This window comes from Streptomyces sp. NPDC111516 (genome assembly GCF_055635345.1).
The window spans coordinates 37,031-61,195 of the sequence record NZ_JBVKBV010000007.1 but is presented as its reverse complement, the minus strand read 5'-3'; the positions used below and the strand labels follow the sequence as shown (position 1 = coordinate 61,195).

Genomic DNA, 24,165 nt, shown 5'->3' with positions numbered 1-24,165 from the left:
GGTCACGAGGAGGGGCCGGCCGATTCCACCGGACGGTCGGCGGTGCCCGCGGCGATCTCCGCGATCTCCACCGGGCGCCGCTCGCGGCGGGACACCTCGCACGCCTCCGCGATCAGCAGCGCGTACCACGCCTCCCGGCCGTCGCACGGATTGGCCAGCGCGCCCCGGACCACCTGTACGAACGCGTCCAGTTCCGCCTCGTACGCCGGGGCGAACCGTTCCAGGAAGCCCGGCCAGGGGCTGTGCGGTGCGGCGGGGCCCTGCGGCTCGGCCGAGGTGACCGGCGTACGGTCGTCCAGGCCGACCGTGATCTGGCCGAGCTCGCCCGCCAGTTCCATCCGTACGTCGTAACCGGCGCCGTTGCAGCGGGTGGCCGTCGCCGTGACCAGGGTGCCGTCGTCGAGAGTGAGCAGGGCCGCCGCCGTGTCGACGTCGCCGGCCGCCCGGAACATCTCGGGCCCGGCGTCCGATCCGGTGGCGTACACCTCGGCCACCTCACGGCCCGTCACCCACCGCAGCATGTCGAAGTCATGGACCAGACAGTCCCGGTACAGGCCGCCGGAGAGCGGCAGATACGCGGCGGGCGGTGGCGCAGGGTCCATCGTCATCGCCCGCACGGTGTGCAGCCGGCCCAGCGCCCCCGCCCGCACGGCGGCCCGCGCCGCCCCGTACCCGGCGTCGAACCTGCGCATGAAGCCCAGCTGGAGCACGCTCCCTGCTCGATCGACCTCGCGCAGCGCGCTCAGCGTCCCCGGCAGGTCCAAGGCGATCGGCTTCTCGCAGAACGTGGGCAGTCCCGCCCGCGCGGCCTGCCCGATCAGCTCCGCGTGCGCCGACGTGGCCGAGGCGATCACCACGGCGTCCACACCCGCGCCGAACACCTCGGCGGCGCTGTCCGCGGCCGTCGCGCCGGTGCGGTCCGCGACCTCGGCCGCCCGCGCCCGGTCGGTGTCCGTCACCACCAGGGCGTCCACCTCGGGATGGCGGGCCAGCACGCCCGCGTGGAAAGAACCGATCCGTCCGGTGCCGATGAGTCCGATGCGCATGGACCCAACGTGACGCCCGCGGACTGCGCTGTCAACCATATGTCCTGACAAGAGGCGGGTTGTTCGATGTTCATGCTGTCCGGACAACAGGACGACCTGACTACCGGAGGTTCTGATGTGGGAGTTACCCTCCACGCGTGCCCGAACCCACCCCCGACCCCGCCGCGCTTGAGCTCGGCGTGGATCGCACCAGTCCGGTTCCGCTCTACTACCAGCTGGCTCAGCAGCTGGAAGCGGCCATCGAGCAGGGCCGGCTCGTCCCCGGCAGCCTCCTCGGCAACGAGATCGAGCTCGCGGCCCGGCTCGGCCTGTCCCGGCCCACCGTCCGCCAGGCCATCCAGTCACTGGTCGACAAGGGCCTGATGGTCCGCCGCCGCGGCGTCGGCACCCAGGTCGTGCACAGCAGGGTCCGCCGCCCGCTCGAACTGAGCAGCCTGTACGACGACCTGGAGGCGGCGGGCGGGCGCCCCACGACCCGCGTCCTGCGCAACACCGTCGAACCCGCCGGTGCCGACGTCGCCGACGCGCTCGGAATCACGGCGGGCACCGACGTACACCTCCTCGAACGACTGCGGTACGCGCACGACGAGCCGCTGGCACTCCTGCGCAACCACGTGCCCCTCGGGATCATCGACCTGGACGCCGGACGGCTGGAGACCACCGGCCTCTACCGGATGATGCGGGGCGCCGGCATCACCCTGCACAGCGCTCGCCAGACCGTCGGCGCCCGGCTCGCCACCGCCGAGGAGGCGGCCGGTCTCGCCGAGACGGAAGGGGCCGCCGTGCTGACGATGGAGCGCACCACCTTCGACGACACCGGGCGCGCGGTCGAGTTCGGCTCCCACATCTACCGGGCCTCGCGCTACACCTTCGATTTCCAGCTGCTCGTACGGTGACGACGGCCCCACGGCCCCGTTGACGTCTCGTACGCCCGCCGCTAGAACTCACCCAGCCGCACTCGCGCGGCCGGGAGAGAAGGCGGACCACCATGCGTACCCCTCGCAAGGCAGCAATCCTGATCGCCGCGGCCGCCATCGGCATGGGCCTCACCGTCGGCGGATGCAGCAGCTCCGGCGGCGAGCGCGCCGAGGAGAAGCCCCAGGGGGGCGGCAGCGGAGGCAAAACGGCCGCCACCCCGCGGATGAAGATCGCGATGATCACGCACTCGGGAGAGGGCGACACCTTCTGGGACATCGTGCAGAGCGGCGCGAAACAGGCCGCCGCCAAGGACAACGTCGAGTTCCTGTATTCGGCGAACAAGGAGGGCAAGGAACAGGCCCAGCTCGTCCAGGCCGCCATCGACCAGAAGGTCGACGGCATCGTTGTCACCCTCGCCAAGCCGGAAGCGGTCAAGGACGTCGTCGCCAAGGCCGTGAAGGCCGGCATACCCGTCGTGACCATCAACTCGGGCGCGCAGTTCTCCCGGGAGATCGGCGCACTCGGACACATCGGGCAGGACGAGAAGGTCGCGGGCGAGGCCGTCGGCGAGGAGCTCGATGCGCGGGGCCGCAAGAAGGCCGTCTGCGTCGTCCACGAGCAGGGCAACGTCTCGCTGGAGGAGCGCTGCGCCGGGGTGCGGAAGACCTTCGGGGGCACCGTCGAGAACCTCAACGTCGAGGGCACCAACATGCCCGCCTCCACCTCGTCGATCGAGGCGAAGCTCCAGGCCGACAAGGGCATCGACGCGATCGTCACCCTCGGCGCCCCCTTCGCGGCCGCCTCCGTCAAGGCCAAGGAGGGAGCCGGCAGCCGCGCCGAGGTCGACACCTTCGATCTGAACGCCGAGGTCGTCAAGCGGCTGAAGGCCCAGGAGGTCGGTTTCGCCGTCGACCAGCAGCCCTACCTCCAGGGCTATCTCGCCGTCGACGAACTGTGGCTGAACAAGACCAACGGAAACGTCATCGGCGGCGGAAAACCGGTGCTCACCGGCCCGGCGATCGTCACCGCCGACGACGTACCGCAGCTGGAGGAATACACCGCGCGCGGCACCCGATGACCGTCCCGCGCGCCGCCGCGCACACCCGGTGCCCGCGCACCTGCCACGCCCCTGCCGGGCGGCGCCGTCGGCGGCTCGGGGATACTTGGCCAGCCGGGCAGGGCGTGAATCGACCCCGGCCCCACCAAAGAGCACAGCGAGCAGCACAAGAAGGGCACGGCGTCGTGGCAAGGGTTCGGACAGGGGTACGTGCGATGGGCGCCGTGCTTGCGGCGGTGCTGGGGGCTTCCCTCGTGGGATGCAGCAGCACCGGCGGCAAGCGGGCGGAGGAGCGCGCGGCCCGGGCTGCGGCCGAGGGCCGGTCCGCGGTGACCACGCCCCGCTGGACCTTCGCCATGGTCACCCACTCGGGCGACGGCGACACCTTCTGGGACATCGTCCAGCGGGGCGCCGAACAGGCAGCCGTCAAGGACAACATCAAGTTCCTGTACTCGCACAACGACGAGGCGCAGCAGCAGGCCCAGCTCGTCCAGGCCGCCATCGACCAGAAGGTCGACGGGCTGATAGTCACGCTCGCCAAGCCCGACGCGATGAAGGATGTCGTCGCCAAGGCCGCCAAGGCAGGCATCCCGGTGATCACGGTGAACTCGGGCTCCGCGGAGTCCAAGCAGTTCGGCGCGCTCACCCACATCGGCCAGGACGAGTCCATCGCGGGCGAGGCGGTCGGCGACGAGCTCAACGCGCGCGGCCGCAAGAAGGCCCTGTGCATCCTGCACGAGCAGGGCAACGTGGGCCACGAGCAGCGCTGCGCCGGAGCGAAGAAGACGTTCGACGGGCAGATGCAGAACCTGTACGTCGAGGGCACCAACATGCCCGACGTCCAGGCGTCCATCGAGGCGAAGCTCCAGGCCGACAAGAACATCGACGCCGTCGTCACCCTCGGGGCGCCGTTCGCGGACGCGGCCGTCAAGGCGAAGAAGACCGCGGGCAGCAAGGCCGAGGTCGACACCTTCGACCTGAACGCCCAGGTCGCCACCGCCCTCCAGGACAAGAGCCTCGGCTTCGCCGTCGACCAGCAGCCCTACCTCCAGGGGTACGAGGCCGTCGACCTGCTCTGGCTCCACCGCTACAACCGCAATGTGCTCGGCGGCGGCCGGCCGGTCCTCACCGGACCGCAGATCATCACCTCGAAGGACGCCGCCGAGCTGGCGGAATACACGAAGCGGGGGACCCGATGAGTACCGTCACCGGCTCACCCGCCCCGACCGCGGCCGACGAGCGGCTGCTGCGCACCTCACCGCTGCGCAAACTGCTCGGCCGCCCCGAGCTCGGCTCGGTGGTCGGCGCCGCGGCCGTGTTCATCTTCTTCTCGATCGTCGCCGACAGCTTCCTGCGCGCCTCCAGCCTCGGCACGGTGCTGTACGCGGCCTCCACCATCGGGATCATGGCCGCGCCGGTGGCGCTGCTGATGATCGGCGGCGAGTTCGACCTCTCCGCCGGCGTCCTGGTCACCAGCTCCGCGCTGATCTCGTCGATGTTCAGCTACCAGATGACGGCCAACGTCTGGGTCGGCGTCCTGGTGTCGCTGCTGGTCACGCTGGCCGTCGGGGCGTTCAACGGCTTCATGCTGACCCGTACCAAACTGCCGAGCTTCATCATCACGCTCGGCACGTTCCTGATGCTGACCGGCCTCAATCTGGGCTTTACCAAGCTGATCAGCGGGACGGTGTCGACGAAGTCCATCGGCGACATGGAGGGCTTCGAATCGGCCCGTCAGGTCTTCGCCTCGCAGTGGACCATCGGCGGCGTCGAGTTCAAGGTCACCATCCTGTGGTGGGCGGTGCTCGTCGCGATCGCCACCTGGATCCTGCTCCGCACCCGCTTCGGCAACTGGATCTTCGCGGTCGGCGGCGAGGCCGACGCGGCCCGCGCGGTCGGCGTCCCGGTGATCCGTACCAAGATCGGGCTGTACCTCGGGGTCGCCTTCGCCGCCTGGGTCTCGGGGCAGCATCTGCTGTTCTCGTACGACGTGGTGCAGTCCGGCGAGGGTGTCGGCAACGAGCTGATCTACATCATCGCGGCCGTCATCGGCGGCTGCCTGATCACCGGCGGCTACGGCTCCGCGATCGGCTCCGCGGTCGGTGCCTTCATCTTCGGTATGACCAGCAAGGGCATCGTGTACGCGGAGTGGAACCCGGACTGGTTCAAGTTCTTCCTCGGAGCCATGCTGCTCCTGGCCACCCTGCTCAACGCATGGGTACGCAAGCGCGCGGAGGCGACGAAATGACGGCCCCCCAGGCACCGGCCGACCGGGAGACGTCCCATCGGGCGCTCGTCGAGCTGGACCACGTCAGCAAGTTCTACGGCAACATCAAGGCGCTCCAGGACGTCTCGCTGGAGGTCCACGCGGGGGAGATCTCCTGTGTCCTCGGTGACAACGGCGCCGGCAAGTCCACCCTGATCAAGATCATCGCGGGACTGCACCGGCACGACTCGGGAACCTTCCTCATCGACGGCGAGGAGACCACCCTCGCCAACCCACGCGACGCGCTGGACCGCGGCATCGCCACGGTCTACCAGGACCTGGCCGTCGTCCCCCTCATGCCGGTCTGGCGGAACTTCTTCCTCGGCTCCGAGCCGACCACCGGCGCGGGCCCCTTCAAGCGCCTCGACGTACGGCTGATGCGCGAGACGACCCGCTCCGAGCTGCTGCGCATGGGCATCGACCTGCGCGACGTCGACCAGCCGATCGGCACGCTCTCCGGCGGCGAGCGCCAGTGCGTCGCCATCGCGCGTGCCGTCTACTTCGGCGCCAAGGTCCTCGTCCTGGACGAGCCGACCGCCGCGCTCGGCGTCAAGCAGTCCGGGGTCGTCCTCAAGTACGTCGCGGCCGCGCGCGACGCCGGTCTCGGCGTGGTCCTCATCACGCACAACCCGCACCACGCGTATCTCGTCGGTGACCGGTTCGTCCTGCTCAAGCGGGGCGCCATGGCCGGCAGCCACACCCGGTCGAGCATCACGCTGGACGAACTGACCCGTCAGATGGCGGGCGGCAGCGAGCTGGAGGAGCTCGGCCACGAGCTGGAGCGGGCCCCGGAACCGACCCATCTCGGCGGCCACTCGGTCACCGACGACCCGCAGTAGCCCCGGGGCCGGTACGGACCCGGCCGAAGGTTCCGCCGACCGCGCTGCCCCAGGCAGTGGCAGAATCGAGCCCGACGGGCGCAGTCCGCCGCCGGGAGCACCGCCCCCGGCCCCCCCAGACCCCGCAGGGACGATGAGCACGTACCGCGACTTCACACACCGCGGCTCCGCCCGCGCCACCGTCCTGCGGACCGTGGGCAGCCGGGAGCGGCGCTCGCACCTCACGGCGCCGCGGGTCCCCACCGTCGGCATCGACATCGGGGGTACGAAGGTGATGGCCGGCGTCGTCGACGCGGACGGCAACATCCTGGAGCAGCTGCGCACCGAGACGCCGGACAAGTCCAAGAGCCCCAAGGTCGTCGAGGACACCATCGTCGAGCTGGTCCTGGACCTGTCCGACCGGCACGATGTGCACGCCGTCGGCATCGGGGCGGCCGGCTGGGTCGACGCGGACCGCTCCAAGGTGTTGTTCGCCCCGCACCTCGCCTGGCGCGACGAACCGCTGCGCGACGCCCTCGCCTCCCGCCTCGTCGTCCCCGTCATGGTCGACAACGACGCCAACACCGCCGCCTGGGCGGAGTGGCGCTTCGGAGCGGGCCGTGGCGAGGACCACCTCGTCATGATCACGCTCGGTACCGGCATCGGCGGCGCGATCCTGGAGGACGGCCAGGTCAAGCGTGGCAAGTACGGAGTCGCCGGTGAGTTCGGCCACATGCAGGTGGTGCCCGGCGGGCACCGCTGCCCGTGCGGGAACCGCGGCTGCTGGGAGCAGTACAGCTCCGGCAACGCCCTCGTCCGCGAGGCCAAGGAGCTGGCCGCGGCCGACTCCCCGGTGGCGCACGGCATCATCGAGCGGGTCAAGGGCAACATCCCCGACATCACCGGGCCGCTCATCACCGAACTGGCCCGCGAGGGCGACGCGATGTGCGTCGAGCTGCTCCAGGACATCGGCCAGTGGCTCGGCGTCGGCATCGCCAATCTGGCCGCCGCGCTCGATCCCTCCTGCTTCGTCATCGGGGGCGGCGTCAGCGCCGCCGACGATCTGCTGATCGGCCCTGCCAGGGACGCCTTCAAGCGCCACCTCACCGGCCGCGGCTACCGCCCCGAGGCCCGGATCGCGAAGGCGCAGCTCGGCCCGGAGGCAGGTATGGTCGGCGCCGCCGACCTGGCCCGGCTGGTGGCCCGCAGATTCCGTCGTACCAACCGTCGTCGCGTCGAGCGGTACGAGCGGTACGCGCAGATCTACGACCAGGCCGCGAGCACCATCCGTAACACGCGCAGCACTCGCACCTCGTAGGGATCGTCACAGACATGACCACAGCCGAGCACCCCGTCCTGCCGCGCCAGTCCTCGCCGCCCGACGACGAAAGGCCGCCGCAGGACCGGCGCCGGATGATCCGCCGCCGTCTGATCACGGCGATCACCATCGTGCTGCTCATCGGCATCCCGGCGGGCTACCTGCTGATCTCCGCGCACCAGAGCCGCCGCTCCGGCCAGAACAAGGAGGCCGAGGCCTCCGCGCAGGGGCTCCGGGAGGGCTGGCCGTCCCGGCTGCAGCGCCGGATCTACGAGCTGCCGATGCCCGGCAACGCGCTGGACGTGCAGTACTACGAAACCAACAACTGGAAGACCAGCCGCCTGTACGTGGAGTTCCGCACCACGTCCGCCGGGCTCGACCGGTTCCTGAGCCGGATGGGCAGCGGCCGCGCCGAACTGGTGACGGACAAGGTCACCATCGGCCCCCGCGACCAGGAGATCGCGGGCTGGAGCTTCGCCCCGGGCATCCAGTGGGCGGGCACCAAGCACACCAACAAGGACCCGCGGCCCGATCAGGACATCACCGTGAACATGACCGATCCGATGAACCCTGTCGTCTATGTCGTATCCACGGCGACCCCCTGACCGGGAGCCGACAGGCCGCTCACTAACCTGGAGCGAGTGAGCGACGCCAGTGACATGAATACCCCGCAGCCCGTGCAGACCCCGCAACCCGCGCAGCCGGTCCCGGTCGCGGTCCCGGTGCCGCAGCCCGTGCAGCCGGTCCCGGTCCCGGTGCCGCAGCCCGTGCAGCAGCAGAGCCGGCCCGCGCCCGACGCCGCGCAGCCGACGCACCAGGTTCAGTCCGCCGACACCCCGGTGCCCGTGCCGCCCGCCGCAACCGTGCCTCCCGTATCTCCCCTGTCCCCCGTGCCTCCTGTACGGATCCCACCCGCGGCCCAGGCGCAGGCCCTGCCCGTGCACACGCTGCAGTACCGGTTCGACGGCCCCGAGGACGCCCCAGTCCTCGTCATCGGTCCGTCGCTGGGCACCACCTGGCACATGTGGGACCGGCAGATACCGGAGCTCACCCAGCACTGGAGGGTCCTCCGCTTCGACCTTCCCGGTCATGGCGGCGCCCCCGCCCACCCGGCCTCCGCCGTCACCGAACTCGCCGACCGGCTGCTGGCCACCCTCGACGGGCTCGGTGTCCAGCGCTTCGGATACGCGGGCTGCTCCCTCGGCGGCGCGATCGGCGCCGACCTCGCGCTGCGCCACCCGCACCGGGTCGCCTCGCTCGCCCTGATCGCCGCCTCGCCCCGGTTCGGCAGCGCCGACGAATTCCGCCAGCGCGGCGTGGTCGTCCGCACCAATGGCCTGGAACCGATGGCCCGCACCGCGCCGGAGCGCTGGTTCACTCCGGGCTTCGCCGCCGCCCAGCCGGCCATCGTCGAGTGGGCCGTCCAGATGGTCCGCACCACCGACCCCGGCTGCTACATCGCCGCCTGCGAAGCCCTCGCCGCCTTCGACATCCGCGGCGACCTCGGCCGCATCACCGTCCCGACCCTCGTCCTGGTCGGCGCCGAGGACCGGGTCACCGGGCCCGGCGACGCCCGCACCCTGGTCGCGGGCATACCGGACGCCCGGCTCGCCCTCGTCCCCGGCGCCTCCCACCTCGCCCCGGTCGAGCAGCCCGGAGCCGTCACCGATCTGCTCCTCACCCACTTCTCCACCGCCTGGCAGGACACTCTCGCCGCCATCCCCGTTCCGCCGTTCACTCCGCAGCTCTCCACCCCCGTGCTGCCCGTGGCCGAGATCACCGCCGCCACCGCGCAGCCGGAGACCGGCACCACCGGACGCGCCGACCCGTACGAGCCCGGCATGAAGGTGCGCCGCGAGGTGCTCGGCGACGCCCATGTGGACCGGGCCACGGCCGCCGCCGACGACTTCACCGGCGATTTCCAGGAGCTCGTCACGCGGTACGCCTGGGGCGAGGTGTGGACCCGGGAGGGCCTCGACCGCCGCACCCGCAGCTGCGTCACGCTCACCGCGTTGGTCGCCTCCGGCCGTCTGGAGAGCCTGGCCGCGCATGTCAGGGCCGCGCTGCGCAACGGCCTCACCCCGGCCGAGATCAAGGAGGTGCTGATGCAGACCGTTGTGTACTGCGGCGTGCCCGCCGCGAGCGCTGCGTTCTCGATCGCGCAGACCGTGATTCAGGAAGAAACGACGCCCCGCCCGTAGCAGGATGGGGCCATGAACGCCGTGAACCCCGCGCACCTGACACTGACCAAGAAGACGCACTCCTGCATCCGCCTGGAGAAGGGCGGGCAGACGCTCGTCATCGATCCGGGCGGTTTCTCGGAGCAGGACGCCGCCGTCGGCGCCGACGCGATCCTGGTGACGCACGAGCACCCCGACCACTTCGACGAGGGGCGGCTGCGCGCCGGTCTGGAGGCCAACCAGGCCGCCGAGATCTGGACCCTGCGCAGCGTCGCCGACCGGCTCGCCACGGCCTTCCCCGGCCGCGTCCATACCGTCGGCCACGGTGACACCTTCTCCGCGGCGGGCTTCGACGTACAGGTGCACGGCGAGCTGCACGCGGTGATCCACCCTGACATCCCGCGGATCACCAACATCGGCTTCCTGGTGGACGGCTCGGTCTTCCACCCGGGCGACGCCCTCACCGTCCCCGACCGGCCGGTCGACACCCTGATGCTCCCCGTGATGGCCCCCTGGAACAAGATCTCCGAGGTCATCGACTACGTACGCGAGGTCAAGCCGCGCCGCGCCATCGACATCCACGACGCGCTCCTCACCGACCTCGCCCGCCCGATCTACGACAACCAGATCGGCAGCCTCGGCGGCACCGACCACGGCCGGCTGACCCCGGGGGAATCGACCGGCCTGTGACCCCGGCCGGTCCGGCGGTTGTCAGTGGCAGCCGCTAGGTTTACGTACATGCGCATCGCCACCTGGAACGTCAATTCGATCACCGCCCGGCTCCCGAGGCTGCTGGCCTGGCTGGAGAGCTCCGGCACGGATGTGCTGTGCATCCAGGAGACCAAGTGCGCCGCCGAACAGTTCCCGGCAGACGCACTTCGCGAACTCGGCTACGAGTCCGCGGTCCACGCCACGGGCCGGTGGAACGGGGTCGCGCTGGTCTCCCGGGCCGGCCTGTCCGACGTCGTCAAGGGCCTGCCCGACGGCCCCGGGTACGAGGGCGAGCAGGAGCCCCGGGCGATCTCCGCGACCTGCGGCCCGGTTCGCGTCTGGTCGGTGTACGTGCCCAACGGCCGCGAGGTCGAGCACGCGCACTACGCGTACAAGCTGCGCTGGTTCGAGGCCCTGCAGAAGGCCGTCGCGGCGGACGCCGTGGGCCCGCGGCCGTTCGCGGTCCTGGGCGACTTCAACGTGGCCCCGACCGACGAGGACGTCTGGGATCCGGCGCTGTTCGAGGGCGCGACCCATGTCACCCCCGCCGAGCGCGCAGCCCTCGCCGCACTGCGCCAGGAGGGGCTCTCCGACGTCATGCCGCGCCCGCTCAAGTACGACCGTCCTTACACCTTCTGGGACTACCGGGAGTTGCGCTTCCCGAAGAACAAGGGCATGCGGATCGACCTCGTCTACGGCAACGCGCCCTTCGTCGCGGCGGTCCAGGACAGCTATGTGGACCGCGAGGAACGCAAGGGCAAGGGCGCGTCCGACCATGCCCCGGTGGTCGTGGACCTCGACGTCTGACGCCTCGGACGAGCCGTCGTTGTCAGTGGTCGCCGATACGGTGGTCGATGTCCTTATCCCGCTTGCTGGCTGCTTGCTGTGACCAGGACAGCCCCGCCCGTTCAGCGCCGGGCGGGGCCTGAGCTCCTCTTAACCACCCTGCTGTCAGACCGCGGGAATGCGATCCGGGTTCTGCCGGTCGGCGGCCCGGCGCATGCCCAGCGACGCCCAGGCGGTGCCCAGCGCCAGAACCATCAGCAGCGCGCTCACCCACAGCGGTGAGCGGAAGCCGAGTCCTGCACCGATCGCGAGTCCGCCGAGCCAGGGGCCGAGCGCGCCGCCCACATTGAACGCGGATGTGGCGAACGAGCCGGACAGGGTCGGCGCGTCGGCCGCCAGCCGGAACACCCACGAGATCAGCGCCGTCCCGGTGCCGAACGCGAGCATCCCCTGGACCGCGACGAGCGTGACCGCCGCGAACGGGTTTCCCGCGCTCAGTGCGAGCCCGGTCCAGCCGACGGTGAGCGTGAGCAGACCGGCCGCGGTGAGGGCGAGGGGCCGTGCGTCGACGACCCGGCCGGCGACGGTGACCCCGACGAACGAGCCCAGGCCGAACAGCGCGAGCAGAACGGGCACCCAGTCGGTACCGAGTCCGGTGACCCGGGTGGCGAGCGGTTCGACGTAGGAGAACGCGCAGAACGTCGCGCCCTGCACGAGGGCGCTCGTCAGCAGCGTGAGCAGCAGCCGCGGACGGGCCAGGGCCCGCAGCTCGACGCGGGCGCGTGCCGGGACGGCCTCCGGCCGTGTCCCCGGAATCGTCCTGGCGATCACTACGACGGCCGGTACGGAGACCAGCGCCACGGCCCAGAATGCCGACCGCCACCCCCACTGTCCGCCCAGCGCCGCACCGGCGGGTACTCCGGCCACGCAGGCGACGGTGACGCCCCCGACGACCACGGACGTGGCGCGTGCCCGGGCCTCGGGCCCGACCATGGAGACCGCGGTCACCAGGGCCACGGCCCAGAATCCGGCATTCGCCAGGGCCCCGACGACCCGCGTCGCGAGCAGCACCCCATAGCTGGGGGTGAGCGCGCCGGCGACATGAACGGCGCTGAAGACGCAGAGGAAGAACAACAGGGCGCGGCGGCGCGGCCAGTTCCGGCTGAAGAGCGCCATCAACGGCGCCCCGACGACCATCCCGATCGCGAAGCCCGAAGTCAGCAGCCCGGCGGCCGGAATGGTTACGTGGAGGTCGGCGGCGATGTCCGAGACCAGACCGGACAGCATGAACTCGGATGTGCCCTGGGCGAAGACGGCGAGCCCGAGTGCGTACACGGCAAAAGGCATGAAAGGAACCCCATGGACGGCTGATGGATGGACCATGCAGGGGGTGTGGGCCGCGCCCGCCCGTCAGGACGGGCGGCAACGCGACGGAACGTCCGGGGTGTTCATGGACGGGACTCGGGCACGCGCGGCAGGCGCGGGTGCCGGAGAATCCGTGCACGCGTGCACGTACGAGTGCGTCACGGGCACAGACGGGGAACGCGCAGCCCACACCGAGGTGGTCCTGCGGCGGCAGCCGGGCGGAAGCGGCCCCACCGCCGGTACACGAGCGGGCGGGATCGACGCGACAGCGGTTCGGCCACCGGCGGACCGGTGGCTAGTCTCTGTCGGACTCGGGGCTGGACACGATCGCGAAGCTACCAGCCCGGCCCCCCTCGTCTCCACCCCTTTTCCGCCGGAACATCTGGACCGGGCCGCATCCGGTTCAGCACTCGAACGACAGGCCGCGCGCCCTGTGGTGCGTAACACGCCCGGGATGCGACCCTGAGTGGTATGAACATCCCCTTCTTGGACAACTGGCGTAAGCGTCACGACGGTACGCGAGGGACGGGGCTCGCCGCCGCCGTCGCGGCCGATCCCGAGGGCGTGGCCGAGCTGCTTGCCGAGTGCGAGCTGCTGCGTGTCCGGGCAGGGCAAAGAGGGCTCGAACTCGACGACAGCCCGGACTCGTTGGCGGCTCTCGACCAGTTGCCGCCGCGCTGGCGCGACGATCCCGAGGAGCTGCCCTGGCTGGGTAATGACGCGGGGCTCTACCTCGGCACGGTTCTGGTGCGCAATGTCCCCGGTGCGGTCTGGAACATCTGGCCGAGCGGGCAGCCCGTGGTGCGGCTCGCCTCGGGGCGGGAGATCGATGTGGTCGAGGCCGGACTGGACTGGGCGATGGCGGGCAGCCCCGAGCTCTCGCAGGTGTACTCGGAATCGGCCGAGGGGTAGGGCTCTCACCAAAACCGGATAAGACGCCTTATGCCCCATTTATGCGTGTCGTAGGCGAAGCCCCTTTTCGCGCTGGATAGTTTGCGCTGACCTCGACATAGCGACAAGTGGGTGGGGCAGGGCATGGCCGTCGATCCATTGATCGAGCTGCGGGACGTCAACAAGTTCTACGGACAGGTGCACGTACTGCGGGACATCAGTCTCACCGTCGGCCGCGGGGAGGTGGTGGTGGTCATCGGCCCCTCGGGCTCCGGCAAGTCGACGCTCTGCCGGACCATCAACCGGCTTGAGACGATCGAGTCCGGGTACATCGCGATCGACGGCAGACCCCTCCCCGAGGAGGGGAAGGGGCTGGCCCGGCTCCGGGCCGAAGTGGGCATGGTCTTCCAGTCGTTCAACCTGTTCGCGCACAAGACCGTGCTGGACAATGTCTCGCTCGCCCAGCTCAAGGTCCGCAAGCGGAAGAAGGACGAGGCCGACCGGCGCTCCCGGGAGCTGCTGGAGCGGGTCGGACTCGCCTCGCAGGCCGACAAGTTCCCCGCCCAGCTCTCCGGCGGCCAGCAGCAGCGTGTGGCCATCGCCCGCGCCCTCGCCATGAACCCCAAGGCGCTCCTCTTCGACGAGCCGACCTCGGCGCTCGACCCGGAGATGATCAACGAGGTGCTGGAGGTCATGCAGCAGCTCGCCCGGGACGGCATGACCATGGTCGTCGTCACGCACGAGATGGGCTTCGCCCGCTCCGCCGCCAACCGTGTGATCTTCATGGCCGACGGACGCGTCATCGAGGACCGCACTCCCGAGGCGTTCTTCACCGCCCCGGAGAGCGACCGCGCCAAGGACTTCCTGTCCAAGATCCTGAAGCACTGACGGGGGGCTCCGTGTTGCGTACGAGAAAAGTTCTGACCGCCTGCGCCGCTCTCCTGCTCGCCGTGCTCGCCGCCGGATGCGGCAAGGAGGGCAGCCCGTCGGTGAAGGGGTCGAAGCCCGAACAACTGCCCGTGTACAAGGTCGACACCGCCTTCCGGCTGCCCGGATCACCGACCTGGCAGAAAGCGATGAATCGCGGATACCTCCGGGTCGGGGCCAAGGAGGACCAGCCCTACCTCGGCGAGAAGGACCCGGCCACCGGCGTCTACTCCGGCTTCGACATCGAGATCGCCAAGATGATGGCGGCTTCGCTCGGCTTCGACCCGAAGACGATCCGCTTCCGGACCATCGCCTCCGCCAACCGCGAGACGGCACTGCAGAACGGTCAGATCGACTACTACGTCGGCACCTACACCATCAATGCCCTGCGCAAGAGGCTCGTCGGCTTCGCCGGGCCCTACTTCATGGCCGGGCAGTCGCTGCTCGTGCGCACCGACGAGCACGACATCGACGGACCGCAGGACCTGGCCGGCAGGACCGTCTGCTCGGCGGCCGGATCGACCCCGTACCAGCGCATCGCCGCCGACTATCCGAAGGCGATCCTGGTCGCCTACGACACGTACTCGATCTGTGTCGACAACCTGCTGACCTACCAGGTCGACGCCGTCACCACCGATGACGCGATCCTGCTGGGTTTCGCCGCCAAGGCGCCCGAGGAGATGAAGGTGGTGGGCAAGCCCTTCTCCGAGGAGCCGTACGGCATCGGCGTCCCGCGCAGCGACAACGTGTTGCGGTTCGCTCTCGACGACGCCCTGGAGGCGAACCAGAAGAACGGCAACTGGAAGAAGGCGTTCGAGGCCACACTCGGTCTGTCCGGAGCGCCCGCGCCGACCCCGCCGCCCATCGACCGCTACCCGGCGACCTGAGAGGGCGGGCATCGACCATGGACGTACTCACGGAGAACTTCTCGCTCTACGGCAAGGGCTTCCTCGGCACGGTCGAGCTGACCGTCTACTCCTCGATCCTGGCCCTGCTCCTCGGCTTCTTCATGGCCTCCTGCCGGGTGGCACCCGTCGGCTCGCTCCGGGTACTCGGCACGGTCTGGGTGACGGTGCTGCGCAACACCCCGCTGACGCTGCTCTTCTTCGCCGTTCTGCTCGGACTGCCGCGCTTCGGGCTGGTGCTTCCCTTCGAGGTCTTCGCGGTCCTCGCGCTCGGCTGCTACACCTCCGCGTTCATCTGCGAGGTGCTGCGCTCCGGCATCAACACGGTGCCGAAGGGGCAGGGCGACGCGGCTCGCAGCCTCGGCATGACGTTCGGTCAGACGCTGAACAGCATCGTGCTGCCACAGGCGTTCCGCACGGTGATCCCGCCGATCGGTTCGACGCTGATCGCGCTCGCCAAGAACTCGGCGATCGCCGGGGCCTTCAGCGTGACCGAGCTGCTCGGCACCTACAAGACCCTCAACGAGCTGGGGTACAGCATCATCTGGACCTTCGTCTGGATCGCCGTCGGCTACCTGATCATCACCCTGTCCATCAGTGCGCTCTTCCATGTGATGGAGAAGCGCTGGGGAGTCGCCCGATGATCACCCGCACCACGCCCTCCGCCACCGCGCTCTACGACATCCCGGGCCCGGTCACCCGCAGGCGCCACCGCCTCTACGGGTTCGCGTCGACGGCCCTGATCCTCGCCCTGTTCGGTTGGATCGTCCATCTGCTCGTCGACACCGGACAGTTCGCCGGCGCCAAATGGACACCCTTCGAATACAAGGGCATTCAGGTGCTGCTGCTGCGCGGACTGGGCAACACCCTCAAGGCGTTCGCGCTGGCCGCGGTGCTCTCCCTGGTGCTCGGGGCGGTGCTCGCCGTCGGCCGGCTCTCCGACCACTGGGCCGTGCGCCGGCTCTCGACGGTTCTGGTCGAGTTCTTCCGGGCCATGCCCGTACTGGTGATGATCTTCTTCATCTTCGTGGCCCTGAAGGTGCAGCCCCTGCCCGCGCTGGTCGCCGGCCTGACGCTCTACAACGGCTCGGTGCTCGCCGAGGTGTTCCGTACCGGGATCAACTCGGTGGAGCGCGGCCAGCGCGAGGCCGCGTACGCCCTCGGGATGCGCAAGACGCAGGTCACCACGTTCGTACTGGCCCCGCAGGCGGTGCGCGCCATGCTGCCCACGATCATCAGTCAGCTGGTGGTCGCGTTGAAGGACACCTCGCTCGGCTACCTGATCACCTATGAGGAATTTCTCCACGCGGGCAAACTCATCGCGTCCAACCTCGACTACGATCTTCCCTTCATCCCCGTGGTGATGGTGATCTCGCCGATCTACATCGGGATGTGCATGCTGCTCTCCTGGTTCGCGACCTGGGTGGCCAAGCAGGAGCGGCGCAATCCGAAGACGAAGGCCGTGGAGGTCGCGCCGGCCGAACCAGGAACGCTGCTGCCGGGAGTGCAGTAGCCGGGATCCGCTGCGAAGCGGTCTTTGAGGAGCAGTGCCCGTCCGGCAGCAGCCGGTGATCACTCCTCGCGCGAGTCGGCGGTCCCGTACGACGGGTCCGCCGAGGGCGAGGAGAAGGTCAGCTGCGAGCCGGCCGGGCCGTGCTCGACGTACAGCGGGTCGAGCGTGTCGATCACGTGGTGCGACGGGGTTCAGCGGCTCACTTCAGTGCGCTCTTCGCCTGCCAGTCGGACCATGTCACATTCCACGCCCCGTACCCGTTGCCCTCCGCGACCGTGCCCTTGGCGTCGGCACCGGTGATCTCGAACGGGTCGCCGACCCGCACCTGCTGGTACAGCGCGCCGGCGTTGGCATCGCTCATGCCGACACAGCCCGAACTGTGGTTGGCCACCCCGAAGTAGGCGGCATTCCATGGCGCCGCGTGGGCGTACATCCCCGACCAGGTCAGCCGCATCGAGGAGTCGACCATCTTGTCGTAGGCATCGCCCAGGCCGACCGTCTCGGAGCGCATGTTGATCGTGCCTTCCTTGGCCATCAGCACGGCCGTGCCGCGCCAGGACGCCTTCTCGCCGCCCGGAGTGCCGGCGGACATGGGCACGTCCATGACGGTCTTCCCGTCCCGCTTCAGCGCCAGCCGGTGACGGTCGAGATCGACCTTGACCACCTGGTCGGCGCCGATGGTGAACGTGGTCCGGTAGTCGCGGACGAACCAGCCGCCGGACGGGCCGGAGTCGATGCCGTTGAGATCGGCGTCGAGCGTGACCTTCGTACCTGACTTCCAGTACTCCTTGGGGCGCCAGTCGACGCGGTCCTTGCCGGAGTAGTCCTGCAGCCAGCCCCAGGAGCCCTCGGTGTTGTTCGAGGTGGAGACCTTCAGGGCCTTCTCGACCGCCGCCCGGTCCTTCACCGGGTTGTCGAAGACGATCGACAGGGGCTGGGCGATGCCGACCGTGGTGTTCTTGCCGGGCGCCAGCGTCAGCTTGTTGACCTTGTCGGCCCCGGCGGTGGTGAACCGAGCCTTGTCGCTGCCGCCCTCGGTGTCCTTCGCCTCGACGCCGTACGTGGTGCCGGGCGCGGCCACCCGGTCCGACGTCCAGGTCCTGCCGTCGGCGGATATTCGGCCGGTGAGCGCGTCCCCCTCGGTGGAGTTCACCGTGACCGCCTTCAGCTTTCCGGCACCGAGGGTCACCTCCACCGGCTTCCCGGGGGTGGCCCGGGTGCCCTGGAGGTTCACCGAGATCTTGGTGTCGTGCGCCGGTGCGGCCCCGGCCGCCGCCTTCTCCGAGTCCGAGGCCGAGGCACCGGTACAGGCGGTGAGCATGGTGCCGAGCACCGCGGTACCGGCGATCAGCGTGAGCCGGACCGGGCGGACGAGCGGGGCGGTACGGCGTATGCGCCGACGTTCGGGGAACAACGGAAAACCTCCAAGGCATTGCTTCTCATCGATGGAGAGGCGTTACCACCGACGATAGGTTCCACAAATCGGCCGAAAACCAGGAAATCCTCTCTGTGACATGGACCGCATCGCAACGGTCATCGTCCGGTCACATTCGCCGCTCGGCTCCGTCACGGACCGCTGTGAGCATCCTGTGCAGCCCCGCAGAGCCGACAACGGGGCGGACCAGGGAGGGCCACGAACATGTCAGCGCTGCTTGCGACCGGAGACCGCAGCCATGACCACGAGCTACGGATACGCAGCCTGACCGCCGAAGAGCACCGGGCCTTCGTGTCCACCCGCACGGAGGCAAGCTTTCTGCAGTATCCGTGCTGGGCCTCGGTGAAGGACCGATGGGCCTCCGAAATGGTCGGCTGGCACAGCGACTCGGGTGAATTGACCGGGGCCGCGCTGGTGCTCTACCGGCAATTCCCTGGAACCCGCAAGTACTTCGCCTATCTGCCCGAGGGGCCGGTGGCCGACTGGGCCGATCCCGACATCGACCGCTGGCTGCGGCCGCTCATGGCGCACCTGCGGAAGTCCGGCGCCTTCGCCGTACGGATCGGCCCCTCGCCGGCGTACCGCCGCTGGGACACAGCCCGCCTCAAAGCGGCCACCGGCCGCGGCCGCAAGGTCGGCGACGTACTCGCGACCGGGGTCGAGCCGCTCGGCACGGCCGTCGCCGAACGGCTCCGGGCCCGCGGCTGGCGCCGCTGCGGCGGCGACGGGGGAGGGGACGCCGACGCACAGCCGCGCTACGTCTTCCAGGTGCCGCTCGCCGGACGGACCCGCGACGAACTGTGGTCGGGACTCAACCAGGAGTGGCGCCGCAACGTACGCAAGGCCCAGCAGGCCGGGGTGCGGATCGTCATCGGCGGCGCGGCCGAACTGCCGGAATTCCACCGCCTGCTGCGGATCACCGAGGATCGCGACGGTTTCCGGCTCGGCCGCTCCCTGGCGTACTACCAGCAGCAGTACGCCGTACTCAACGCCGAACACCCCGGTCGGATGAGGCTCTATCTGGCCGTCCACCAGGGCGAGATCCTGGCCGCCCACACCATGATCAGCACCGGCCGGCGGGTCTGGTACCAGACCGGCGCCTCCGCCGACCACCGCCGCGAAGTCCGTCCCAGCAACGCACTGCAGTGGAAGATGATGCTCGACGCCCATGAGCTGGGTGCCGATGTGCACGACATGCGCGGGGTACCCTCCACCCTTGACCCCGACGACCGACCCTTCGGGCTGCTCCGTTGGAAGCTCGGCACCGGAGGTCAGGTGGTCGAGACCCTCGGAGAGTGGGAGACATCGGTGGGCGGACCTGCCAACAACACCTTGTACCGGGCGTTCCAGGCGTACCTGGCGCGCCGATGACGGCCACCGAGGCGGCCTCCGAGAAGGCCGCAGAGCGCAGGTCCGGCTCGGTGCTGCGCAGCGGCGCCGTCATGGCGTCCGGCTCCATCGTCTCCCGGGCGACCGGCTTCGTACGCTCGGCGGTCGTCGTCGCCGCGCTCGGCACCGGACTCCAGGCGGACGGGTACACCGTCGCCAACACCGTGCCCAACATCCTCTACACACTGCTCATCGGTGGCGCGCTCAACGCCGTCTTCGTCCCGGAACTCGTGCGGGCCGCCAGGAACCACGCCGACGGTGGAGCCGCGTACACCGACCGGCTGCTCACCCTCTGCACGATCGGGCTCCTCGCCCTCACCGCGATCACGGTCGTCGGCGCACCGTGGATCGTCTCGGTCTACGCCCCCGACTACCACGGCGAACAGGCCGAACTCACCATCGCCCTGGCCCGCTACTGCCTGCCGCAGATCCTCTTCTACGGACTGTTCACCCTCCTCGGCCAAGTGCTCAACGCACGCGACCGGTTCGGCGCGATGATGTGGACTCCCGTCCTCAACAACGTGGTGATCATCGCGGTGTTCGGGATCTATCTGGCCGTCGCGGCAGGCTCCGACGGTACGTTGACCCCGGCGCAGGCCCAGTGGCTCGGTTGGGGGACCACCGCCGGGATCGCCGTGCAGACCCTTGCCCTGGTGCCCGCGCTGCGCGCCGCGAAGTTCCGCTGGCGGCCGCGGTTCGACTGGCGGGGCAGCGGACTCACCCGGCCGTTGCGCGCGGCCGGGTGGCTCGTCATGCTCGTGCTGACCAACCAGATCGCCTACTGGGTGGTCACCCGGCTCTCCACCGCCACCGGGCAGCACGCCGCCGAACAGCATGTGCCGGGCGGCGTGGGCTACACCGCGTACAGCTACGCCTTTCAGCTGTGGGTGGTGCCGCACGGCATCGTGACCGTCTCGCTCGTCACCGCGCTGATGCCCCGGATGAGCCGGGCGGCCGCCGACAACGACCTGACGGGTGTGCGACGCGATGTCTCGTACGCCCTGCGCACCTCGGCCGCGGTCGTGGTCCCCGCGGTGGCCCTGCTGTTCGCGCTGGCACCGTGGGTGATGGGGGCCGTGTACGGATACGGGCGCACCGGCGACGCGGACATTGCCGTGATGGCGGGAATGATGATGGCGTTCGCGCCGGGGCTGATCGCCTACTCCGGGCAGTACGTGCTCTCCCGCGCGTTCTACGCGATGAGCGACACCCGCACCCCGTTCCTCCTCAATCTGGTGATCGCGGTACTCAACGCCGGGCTCTGCGTCGCCGCGTATCTGCTGCTGCCGGTCCGCTGGGCCGTGACGGGCATGGCCGGGGCGTACTCCGTGGCGCTGTTCGTGGGCTTCGGCGTCACCGCCTACGTGCTGCACCGCAGGGTCTCCGGCAGCGATGCCGCCCGGCCCTCGCTGCTGCGTTCGCCCGGGCTGTGGGCGCAGCTCCGGCTGGTGGTGGCGAGTGTGCCCGCCGGGCTGCTGGGATACCTGGCCGCTCGCGCCTGCGAGGGGTCCGGGGACTTCGCCGCGGTGGGGGCGGGCGCCGTCGTACTCCTTCTCACGGTGGCGCTGCTGGCACGGCCGTTCCGGCTGCGGGAGATCAGCGCCATGATCGCCGCGGGCCGGGGGCGGCTGCGGCGGGCGTGAGCCCCCGGCGCACAGTCCGGTCACCGGTTCGAATCCATTCCTTGATCGCTGGGATACTGCCGCCATGCCTCGCGTGTTGCTGATCGAAGACGACCCCTCCGTACGGGAAGGGGTCGAGCTGGGGCTGCGGCGGCGCGGTCATGAGCTGCGGGCCGTGGAGACCGGTGAGGAGGGACTGGCCGAGCTGGGGGAGTTCCGGCCCGATCTGGTGCTCCTCGATCTGATGCTCCCAGGAATGAACGGGGTCCAGGTCTGCCGCCTGATACGGGAGACCAGCCAGCTGCCGATCATCATGCTCACGGCGCGCGGTGACGACTTCGACGTGGTCGTCGGGCTGGAGGCCGGCGCCGACGACTACATCGTCAAGCCCGCTCGTACCGAAGTGATAGAGGCGAGGATCCGCGCCGTACTGCGCAGACTCGCCGAACCCGCTGGGCGCAGTGGCATCGAATTCCACGGCGAACTGGCCGTCGACCGCGCAGGGCTCTCGGTCGCCAAGGCGGGGCAGCGCGTCCTGCTCGCGCCCTCCGAACTGAAGCTGCTGCTCCACCTCTCGGCCTCGCCCGAGCAGGTCTTCAGCAGGCAGCAACTCCTCGAATACGTCTGGGAGCACAGCTACCACGGAGACGCGCGCCTGGTCGACGCCTGCGTGCGTCGGCTGAGGCAGAAGATCGAGGACGTGGCGGGCAGCCCGCGCTACATCCAAACCGTCCGTGGTTTCGGCTACCGCTTCGGACCGCTCGCATGAAGCTCTTCGCCGCGCGGTTCGGACTGCGGACCCGTCTCATAGGCGCCTTCCTCCTGGTCGCGGCGATCAGCGTCGTCACCACCGCGACCCTGACCTACCGGGAGGCCCGCTCCGCCATCCTCCAGCAGGCGCAGGACACGGCCGTCGCCCAGTTCCGCGACCGGATCGCCGCACAGGCAGTGACCCTGCCGGTTGATCCGGAGCAACTGCGGCGGACCTGCCAGACCCTCGCCAGGGAGGGCAAGCCGCACACGTGGAGAGTCTTCGCCGAATACGGGAAGATCCGCGTGTCCTCGACGGACCAGCCCACCTCGGGTGTGATCACGCCCGCACTGCGCAATGCGGCCCGTGACAACGCGCACGGCTCCTTCCAACGGGTCGTCAAGAACGGCGATCCATGGCTGACCATCGGGATGCCCGCAGTCTTCGACCGGGGCGACGGGCGCCAGCCCACCGGGCTCGTCCTCTATGCCGTGATGCCGCTCTCCACCGAGGAGGCCAATGTCAACGCCATGGTCACCGCGGCCCGCGACGGCGCCCTGCCCGCCCTCCTGATCGCGCTGGTGCCCGCCCTGCTCGCCGCCCGCAGCGTGCTGCGTCCGGTACGCGATCTGCGGCGGGCCGCCGCCGGCATCGGCCGGGGCGAGCTGGACAGCCGTATCGAGGTCAAAGGCTCCGACGAACTCGCCGAACTCGCCCGGACGTTCAACGAGTCGTCGACAAAGCTCCAGGAGTCGGTGGAGGAGCTCCAGCGGGCGGAGGCGCGGGCCAGACGCTTCGCCTCGGACGTCTCGCACGAGCTGCGCACCCCTCTCGCCGGGATGCTCGCCGTCACCGAGGTGCTCGACGAGGACGCCGCCGAGCTGAACGCCGACACCGCGGCGGCCGTCCGGCTGATCAGTGCCGAGACCGGGAAGCTCGCCACCCTCGTGGAGGATCTGATGGAGATCTCCCGCTTCGACGCGAAGGCCGCGGATCTCCACCTCTATGAGGTCGACGTCGCCGAGACGATCCGCAAGACCCTGCAGGGCAGGCACTGGGAGGACCGGGTCCGCACCGAACTGCCGGACGGGATAAGGGCGATGCTCGACCCGCGCCGCTTCGACGTCGTCGTCGCCAACCTGGTCGGCAACGCCCTGCGGCACGGTGCGCAGCCTGTCACCGTACGGCTGCGGACCGAGCGGCGGGGTGCGGCCCGCCGGCTGGTGACCGAGGTCGCGGACAACGGGCCGGGTATCGACCCGGCCGTGCTTCCGCACATCTTCGACCGGTTCTACAAGGCCGACACGGCCCGCACCCGGTCGGCGGGCAGCGGGCTCGGCCTGGCGATCACCCAGGAGAACGTACGGCTGCACGGCGGTACCGTGCACGCCGCCGCCGGGCCCGGGGGCGGCGCGGTCCTGACCGTGGAACTTCCGCTGGAGGAGCAGTGAGACGCGTACGTGCGCTCGGCGCCCTGCTGCCCCTTGCACTGCTGGGAACCGGGTGCGGGATACGGCAGACGGATGTCGTCGAGGTCGGCGATCCGGCGACCGTGCAGGTGGCCCCGGGGGGCCAACAGGGCGTGCTGCTCTACTTCGTGTCCTCGTCGTCCGCGAACCGGCTGATGCCCGTCGTACGGCAGGTCGACCTGACGGTGGAAGGCTACGTCGACGACAAGGGCGCGGCCGACGTGTGGCGTGGCTCCGACAAGGCGGTCGCCATGCTGTTCGGCGGGCCCACCAAGGCCGAGGCCGACGCGGGTCTCCGTACCGAACTTCCGTACATTCAAGGGGTGTCGGGTCTGACTCTGGGGCCGGACGGTGTGTCCGTCCGGGTGAACACCCCCGTCGGGGAACTCTCCGAGGTCGCCCGGCAGCAGCTGATCTGCACGGCCGCGCAGGCCCGTACCGCGGACCGGAGCGCGGCGGTGAAGGTGATCGGCACCGACGGTGTCATCGGACCGGCCCACTGCTCCGTCTGACCGTCGGCTTCCTGCCTTCGCGACAGGGGCTCAGCCCGTTGCCCGGTGAGAGTTGCGCGGTGCCGGTACGGGGGTCTGCGCAGCCCGTGTCACATCGGCGACGAGCTCCACCACATCGGGGCCGTACGCCTGCGAGTTGACCACCTTCAGCAGCAGGCAGAAGGTGTTGTTGCCGTGCTTGCGGGCCAGCTTCTCGTAATTGCGGGCCAGATAGCCGGAGGCCTTCGCCGCGCAGGGCTGACCGCGTGCCGACCACTCGCCCCGCCGCCGAGACATTCCGGCGGTG

At 70.0% G+C, this 24,165-nt stretch carries 23 protein-coding genes and 1 pseudogene; 20 read left to right on the top strand and 4 right to left on the bottom strand.

The annotated features are described in order from the left end of the window. Nucleotides 1–2: 2 nt before the first annotated feature. Complete coding sequence (locus tag ACZ7L9_RS15890) at nucleotides 3–1,046, bottom strand: Gfo/Idh/MocA family protein (RefSeq protein ID WP_471415751.1); 1,044 nt, start codon at nucleotides 1,044–1,046, stop codon at nucleotides 3–5. Nucleotides 1,047–1,225: 179 nt separating this feature from the next. Here ACZ7L9_RS15890 and ACZ7L9_RS15885 point away from each other — a divergent pair, with 179 nt between their 5' ends. The 10 genes from ACZ7L9_RS15885 to ACZ7L9_RS15840 all read left to right on the top strand — a co-directional run bounded on the left by ACZ7L9_RS15885 (nucleotide 1,226) and on the right by ACZ7L9_RS15840 (nucleotide 11,121). Continuing rightward, a complete protein-coding gene (locus tag ACZ7L9_RS15885) occupies nucleotides 1,226–1,942 on the top strand; it encodes a GntR family transcriptional regulator (protein ID WP_471415982.1) in 717 nt (238 codons plus the stop codon). Between the two features lie 92 nt (nucleotides 1,943–2,034). Next, on the top strand, nucleotides 2,035–3,042 hold the full coding sequence (locus ACZ7L9_RS15880) for a sugar ABC transporter substrate-binding protein (protein ID WP_471415750.1): 1,008 nt from the start codon (nucleotides 2,035–2,037) through the stop codon (nucleotides 3,040–3,042). A 164-nt stretch (nucleotides 3,043–3,206) separates the two neighbouring features. Next, nucleotides 3,207–4,220, top strand: a complete 1,014-nt coding sequence (locus tag ACZ7L9_RS15875; protein ID WP_471415749.1) for a sugar ABC transporter substrate-binding protein — start codon at nucleotides 3,207–3,209, stop codon at nucleotides 4,218–4,220. Continuing rightward, nucleotides 4,217–5,269 (top strand): ABC transporter permease, encoded by a 1,053-nt coding sequence (locus ACZ7L9_RS15870; RefSeq protein ID WP_471415748.1) that lies wholly within the window; start codon nucleotides 4,217–4,219, stop codon nucleotides 5,267–5,269. Before ACZ7L9_RS15875 ends, ACZ7L9_RS15870 begins: the two co-directional genes overlap by 4 nt. Next, entirely contained in the window at nucleotides 5,266–6,126 is an 861-nt protein-coding gene (locus ACZ7L9_RS15865; protein WP_471415747.1) for an ATP-binding cassette domain-containing protein, read from the top strand. Before ACZ7L9_RS15870 ends, ACZ7L9_RS15865 begins: the two co-directional genes overlap by 4 nt. 133 nt (nucleotides 6,127–6,259) lie before the next feature. Then, nucleotides 6,260–7,423: an ROK family glucokinase gene (locus ACZ7L9_RS15860; RefSeq protein WP_471415746.1), complete on the top strand. Its 1,164-nt coding sequence runs from the start codon at nucleotides 6,260–6,262 to the stop codon at nucleotides 7,421–7,423. A gap of 14 nt (nucleotides 7,424–7,437) precedes the next feature. Beyond that, the gene (locus tag ACZ7L9_RS15855) at nucleotides 7,438–8,028 is read left to right on the top strand and encodes a hypothetical protein (RefSeq protein WP_471415745.1); all 591 of its coding nucleotides are present in this window, start codon (nucleotides 7,438–7,440) and stop codon (nucleotides 8,026–8,028) included. A gap of 36 nt (nucleotides 8,029–8,064) precedes the next feature. Continuing rightward, the gene (pcaDC, locus tag ACZ7L9_RS15850) at nucleotides 8,065–9,624 is read left to right on the top strand and encodes a bifunctional 3-oxoadipate enol-lactonase/4-carboxymuconolactone decarboxylase PcaDC (RefSeq protein WP_471415744.1); all 1,560 of its coding nucleotides are present in this window, start codon (nucleotides 8,065–8,067) and stop codon (nucleotides 9,622–9,624) included. A gap of 12 nt (nucleotides 9,625–9,636) precedes the next feature. Further along, nucleotides 9,637–10,293 (top strand): MBL fold metallo-hydrolase, encoded by a 657-nt coding sequence (locus tag ACZ7L9_RS15845; protein ID WP_471415743.1) that lies wholly within the window; start codon nucleotides 9,637–9,639, stop codon nucleotides 10,291–10,293. A 48-nt stretch (nucleotides 10,294–10,341) separates the two neighbouring features. Continuing rightward, on the top strand, nucleotides 10,342–11,121 hold the full coding sequence (locus tag ACZ7L9_RS15840) for an exodeoxyribonuclease III (RefSeq protein WP_471415742.1): 780 nt from the start codon (nucleotides 10,342–10,344) through the stop codon (nucleotides 11,119–11,121). A 144-nt stretch (nucleotides 11,122–11,265) separates the two neighbouring features. On the opposite strand, the gene ACZ7L9_RS15835 is transcribed toward ACZ7L9_RS15840, so the two are convergent. Further along, on the bottom strand, nucleotides 11,266–12,447 hold the full coding sequence (locus tag ACZ7L9_RS15835) for a Cmx/CmrA family chloramphenicol efflux MFS transporter (protein ID WP_471415741.1): 1,182 nt from the start codon (nucleotides 12,445–12,447) through the stop codon (nucleotides 11,266–11,268). 489 nt (nucleotides 12,448–12,936) lie between these two features. On the opposite strand from ACZ7L9_RS15835, the gene ACZ7L9_RS15830 reads away from it, so the two are divergent. From ACZ7L9_RS15830 to ACZ7L9_RS15810, 5 genes are all read left to right on the top strand, one after another. Next, the gene (locus ACZ7L9_RS15830; protein WP_471415740.1) at nucleotides 12,937–13,377 is read left to right on the top strand and encodes a DUF6278 family protein; all 441 of its coding nucleotides are present in this window, start codon (nucleotides 12,937–12,939) and stop codon (nucleotides 13,375–13,377) included. A gap of 123 nt (nucleotides 13,378–13,500) precedes the next feature. Beyond that, entirely contained in the window at nucleotides 13,501–14,244 is a 744-nt protein-coding gene (locus ACZ7L9_RS15825) for an amino acid ABC transporter ATP-binding protein (RefSeq protein WP_471415739.1), read from the top strand. Between the two features lie 11 nt (nucleotides 14,245–14,255). Further along, nucleotides 14,256–15,170, top strand: a complete 915-nt coding sequence (locus ACZ7L9_RS15820; protein ID WP_471415738.1) for a glutamate ABC transporter substrate-binding protein — start codon at nucleotides 14,256–14,258, stop codon at nucleotides 15,168–15,170. Nucleotides 15,171–15,187: 17 nt separating this feature from the next. Then, a complete protein-coding gene (locus tag ACZ7L9_RS15815; RefSeq protein WP_471415737.1) occupies nucleotides 15,188–15,832 on the top strand; it encodes an amino acid ABC transporter permease in 645 nt (214 codons plus the stop codon). Further along, nucleotides 15,829–16,701, top strand: coding sequence for an amino acid ABC transporter permease (locus ACZ7L9_RS15810; RefSeq protein ID WP_471415736.1), 873 nt, complete (start codon nucleotides 15,829–15,831; stop codon nucleotides 16,699–16,701). The genes ACZ7L9_RS15815 and ACZ7L9_RS15810 overlap by 4 nt, the downstream gene beginning before the upstream one ends. 199 nt (nucleotides 16,702–16,900) lie before the next feature. On the opposite strand, the gene ACZ7L9_RS15805 is transcribed toward ACZ7L9_RS15810, so the two are convergent. Further along, entirely contained in the window at nucleotides 16,901–18,115 is a 1,215-nt protein-coding gene (locus tag ACZ7L9_RS15805) for a L,D-transpeptidase (protein WP_471415735.1), read from the bottom strand. Nucleotides 18,116–18,340: 225 nt separating this feature from the next. Here ACZ7L9_RS15805 and ACZ7L9_RS15800 point away from each other — a divergent pair, with 225 nt between their 5' ends. From ACZ7L9_RS15800 to ACZ7L9_RS15780, 5 genes are all read left to right on the top strand, one after another. Then, on the top strand, nucleotides 18,341–19,507 hold the full coding sequence (locus ACZ7L9_RS15800; RefSeq protein WP_471415734.1) for a lipid II:glycine glycyltransferase FemX: 1,167 nt from the start codon (nucleotides 18,341–18,343) through the stop codon (nucleotides 19,505–19,507). Continuing rightward, nucleotides 19,504–21,168, top strand: coding sequence for a murein biosynthesis integral membrane protein MurJ (murJ, locus tag ACZ7L9_RS15795; protein ID WP_471415733.1), 1,665 nt, complete (start codon nucleotides 19,504–19,506; stop codon nucleotides 21,166–21,168). The genes ACZ7L9_RS15800 and murJ overlap by 4 nt, the downstream gene beginning before the upstream one ends. A 64-nt stretch (nucleotides 21,169–21,232) precedes the next feature. Continuing rightward, the gene (locus ACZ7L9_RS15790) at nucleotides 21,233–21,916 is read left to right on the top strand and encodes a response regulator (RefSeq protein ID WP_471415732.1); all 684 of its coding nucleotides are present in this window, start codon (nucleotides 21,233–21,235) and stop codon (nucleotides 21,914–21,916) included. Next, entirely contained in the window at nucleotides 21,913–23,349 is a 1,437-nt protein-coding gene (locus ACZ7L9_RS15785; RefSeq protein ID WP_471415731.1) for an ATP-binding protein, read from the top strand. Before ACZ7L9_RS15790 ends, ACZ7L9_RS15785 begins: the two co-directional genes overlap by 4 nt. Beyond that, nucleotides 23,346–23,879, top strand: a complete 534-nt coding sequence (locus ACZ7L9_RS15780) for a hypothetical protein (RefSeq protein WP_471415730.1) — start codon at nucleotides 23,346–23,348, stop codon at nucleotides 23,877–23,879. Before ACZ7L9_RS15785 ends, ACZ7L9_RS15780 begins: the two co-directional genes overlap by 4 nt. Nucleotides 23,880–23,909: 30 nt before the next feature. Here ACZ7L9_RS15780 and ACZ7L9_RS15775 read toward each other — a convergent pair. Beyond that, nucleotides 23,910–24,101 (bottom strand): annotated as a pseudogene (locus ACZ7L9_RS15775) (hypothetical protein); the annotation flags it as partial. Nucleotides 24,102–24,165 lie beyond the last annotated feature (64 nt).

Coding starts and splice junctions, on each gene's coding strand:
- ACZ7L9_RS15810 (WP_471415736.1), top strand. CDS start 15,829: ATGATCACCCGCACCACGCCCTCCGCCACCGCGCTCTACGACATCCCG.
- ACZ7L9_RS15815 (WP_471415737.1), top strand. CDS start 15,188: ATGGACGTACTCACGGAGAACTTCTCGCTCTACGGCAAGGGCTTCCTC.
- ACZ7L9_RS15845 (WP_471415743.1), top strand. CDS start 9,637: ATGAACGCCGTGAACCCCGCGCACCTGACACTGACCAAGAAGACGCAC.
- ACZ7L9_RS15890 (WP_471415751.1), bottom strand. CDS start 1,046: ATGCGCATCGGACTCATCGGCACCGGACGGATCGGTTCTTTCCACGCG.
- ACZ7L9_RS15785 (WP_471415731.1), top strand. CDS start 21,913: ATGAAGCTCTTCGCCGCGCGGTTCGGACTGCGGACCCGTCTCATAGGC.
- ACZ7L9_RS15880 (WP_471415750.1), top strand. CDS start 2,035: ATGCGTACCCCTCGCAAGGCAGCAATCCTGATCGCCGCGGCCGCCATC.
- murJ (WP_471415733.1), top strand. CDS start 19,504: ATGACGGCCACCGAGGCGGCCTCCGAGAAGGCCGCAGAGCGCAGGTCC.
- ACZ7L9_RS15860 (WP_471415746.1), top strand. CDS start 6,260: ATGAGCACGTACCGCGACTTCACACACCGCGGCTCCGCCCGCGCCACC.
- ACZ7L9_RS15790 (WP_471415732.1), top strand. CDS start 21,233: ATGCCTCGCGTGTTGCTGATCGAAGACGACCCCTCCGTACGGGAAGGG.
- ACZ7L9_RS15800 (WP_471415734.1), top strand. CDS start 18,341: ATGTCAGCGCTGCTTGCGACCGGAGACCGCAGCCATGACCACGAGCTA.
- ACZ7L9_RS15830 (WP_471415740.1), top strand. CDS start 12,937: ATGAACATCCCCTTCTTGGACAACTGGCGTAAGCGTCACGACGGTACG.
- ACZ7L9_RS15870 (WP_471415748.1), top strand. CDS start 4,217: ATGAGTACCGTCACCGGCTCACCCGCCCCGACCGCGGCCGACGAGCGG.
- ACZ7L9_RS15835 (WP_471415741.1), bottom strand. CDS start 12,447: ATGCCTTTTGCCGTGTACGCACTCGGGCTCGCCGTCTTCGCCCAGGGC.
- ACZ7L9_RS15840 (WP_471415742.1), top strand. CDS start 10,342: ATGCGCATCGCCACCTGGAACGTCAATTCGATCACCGCCCGGCTCCCG.
- ACZ7L9_RS15825 (WP_471415739.1), top strand. CDS start 13,501: ATGGCCGTCGATCCATTGATCGAGCTGCGGGACGTCAACAAGTTCTAC.
- ACZ7L9_RS15855 (WP_471415745.1), top strand. CDS start 7,438: ATGACCACAGCCGAGCACCCCGTCCTGCCGCGCCAGTCCTCGCCGCCC.
- ACZ7L9_RS15865 (WP_471415747.1), top strand. CDS start 5,266: ATGACGGCCCCCCAGGCACCGGCCGACCGGGAGACGTCCCATCGGGCG.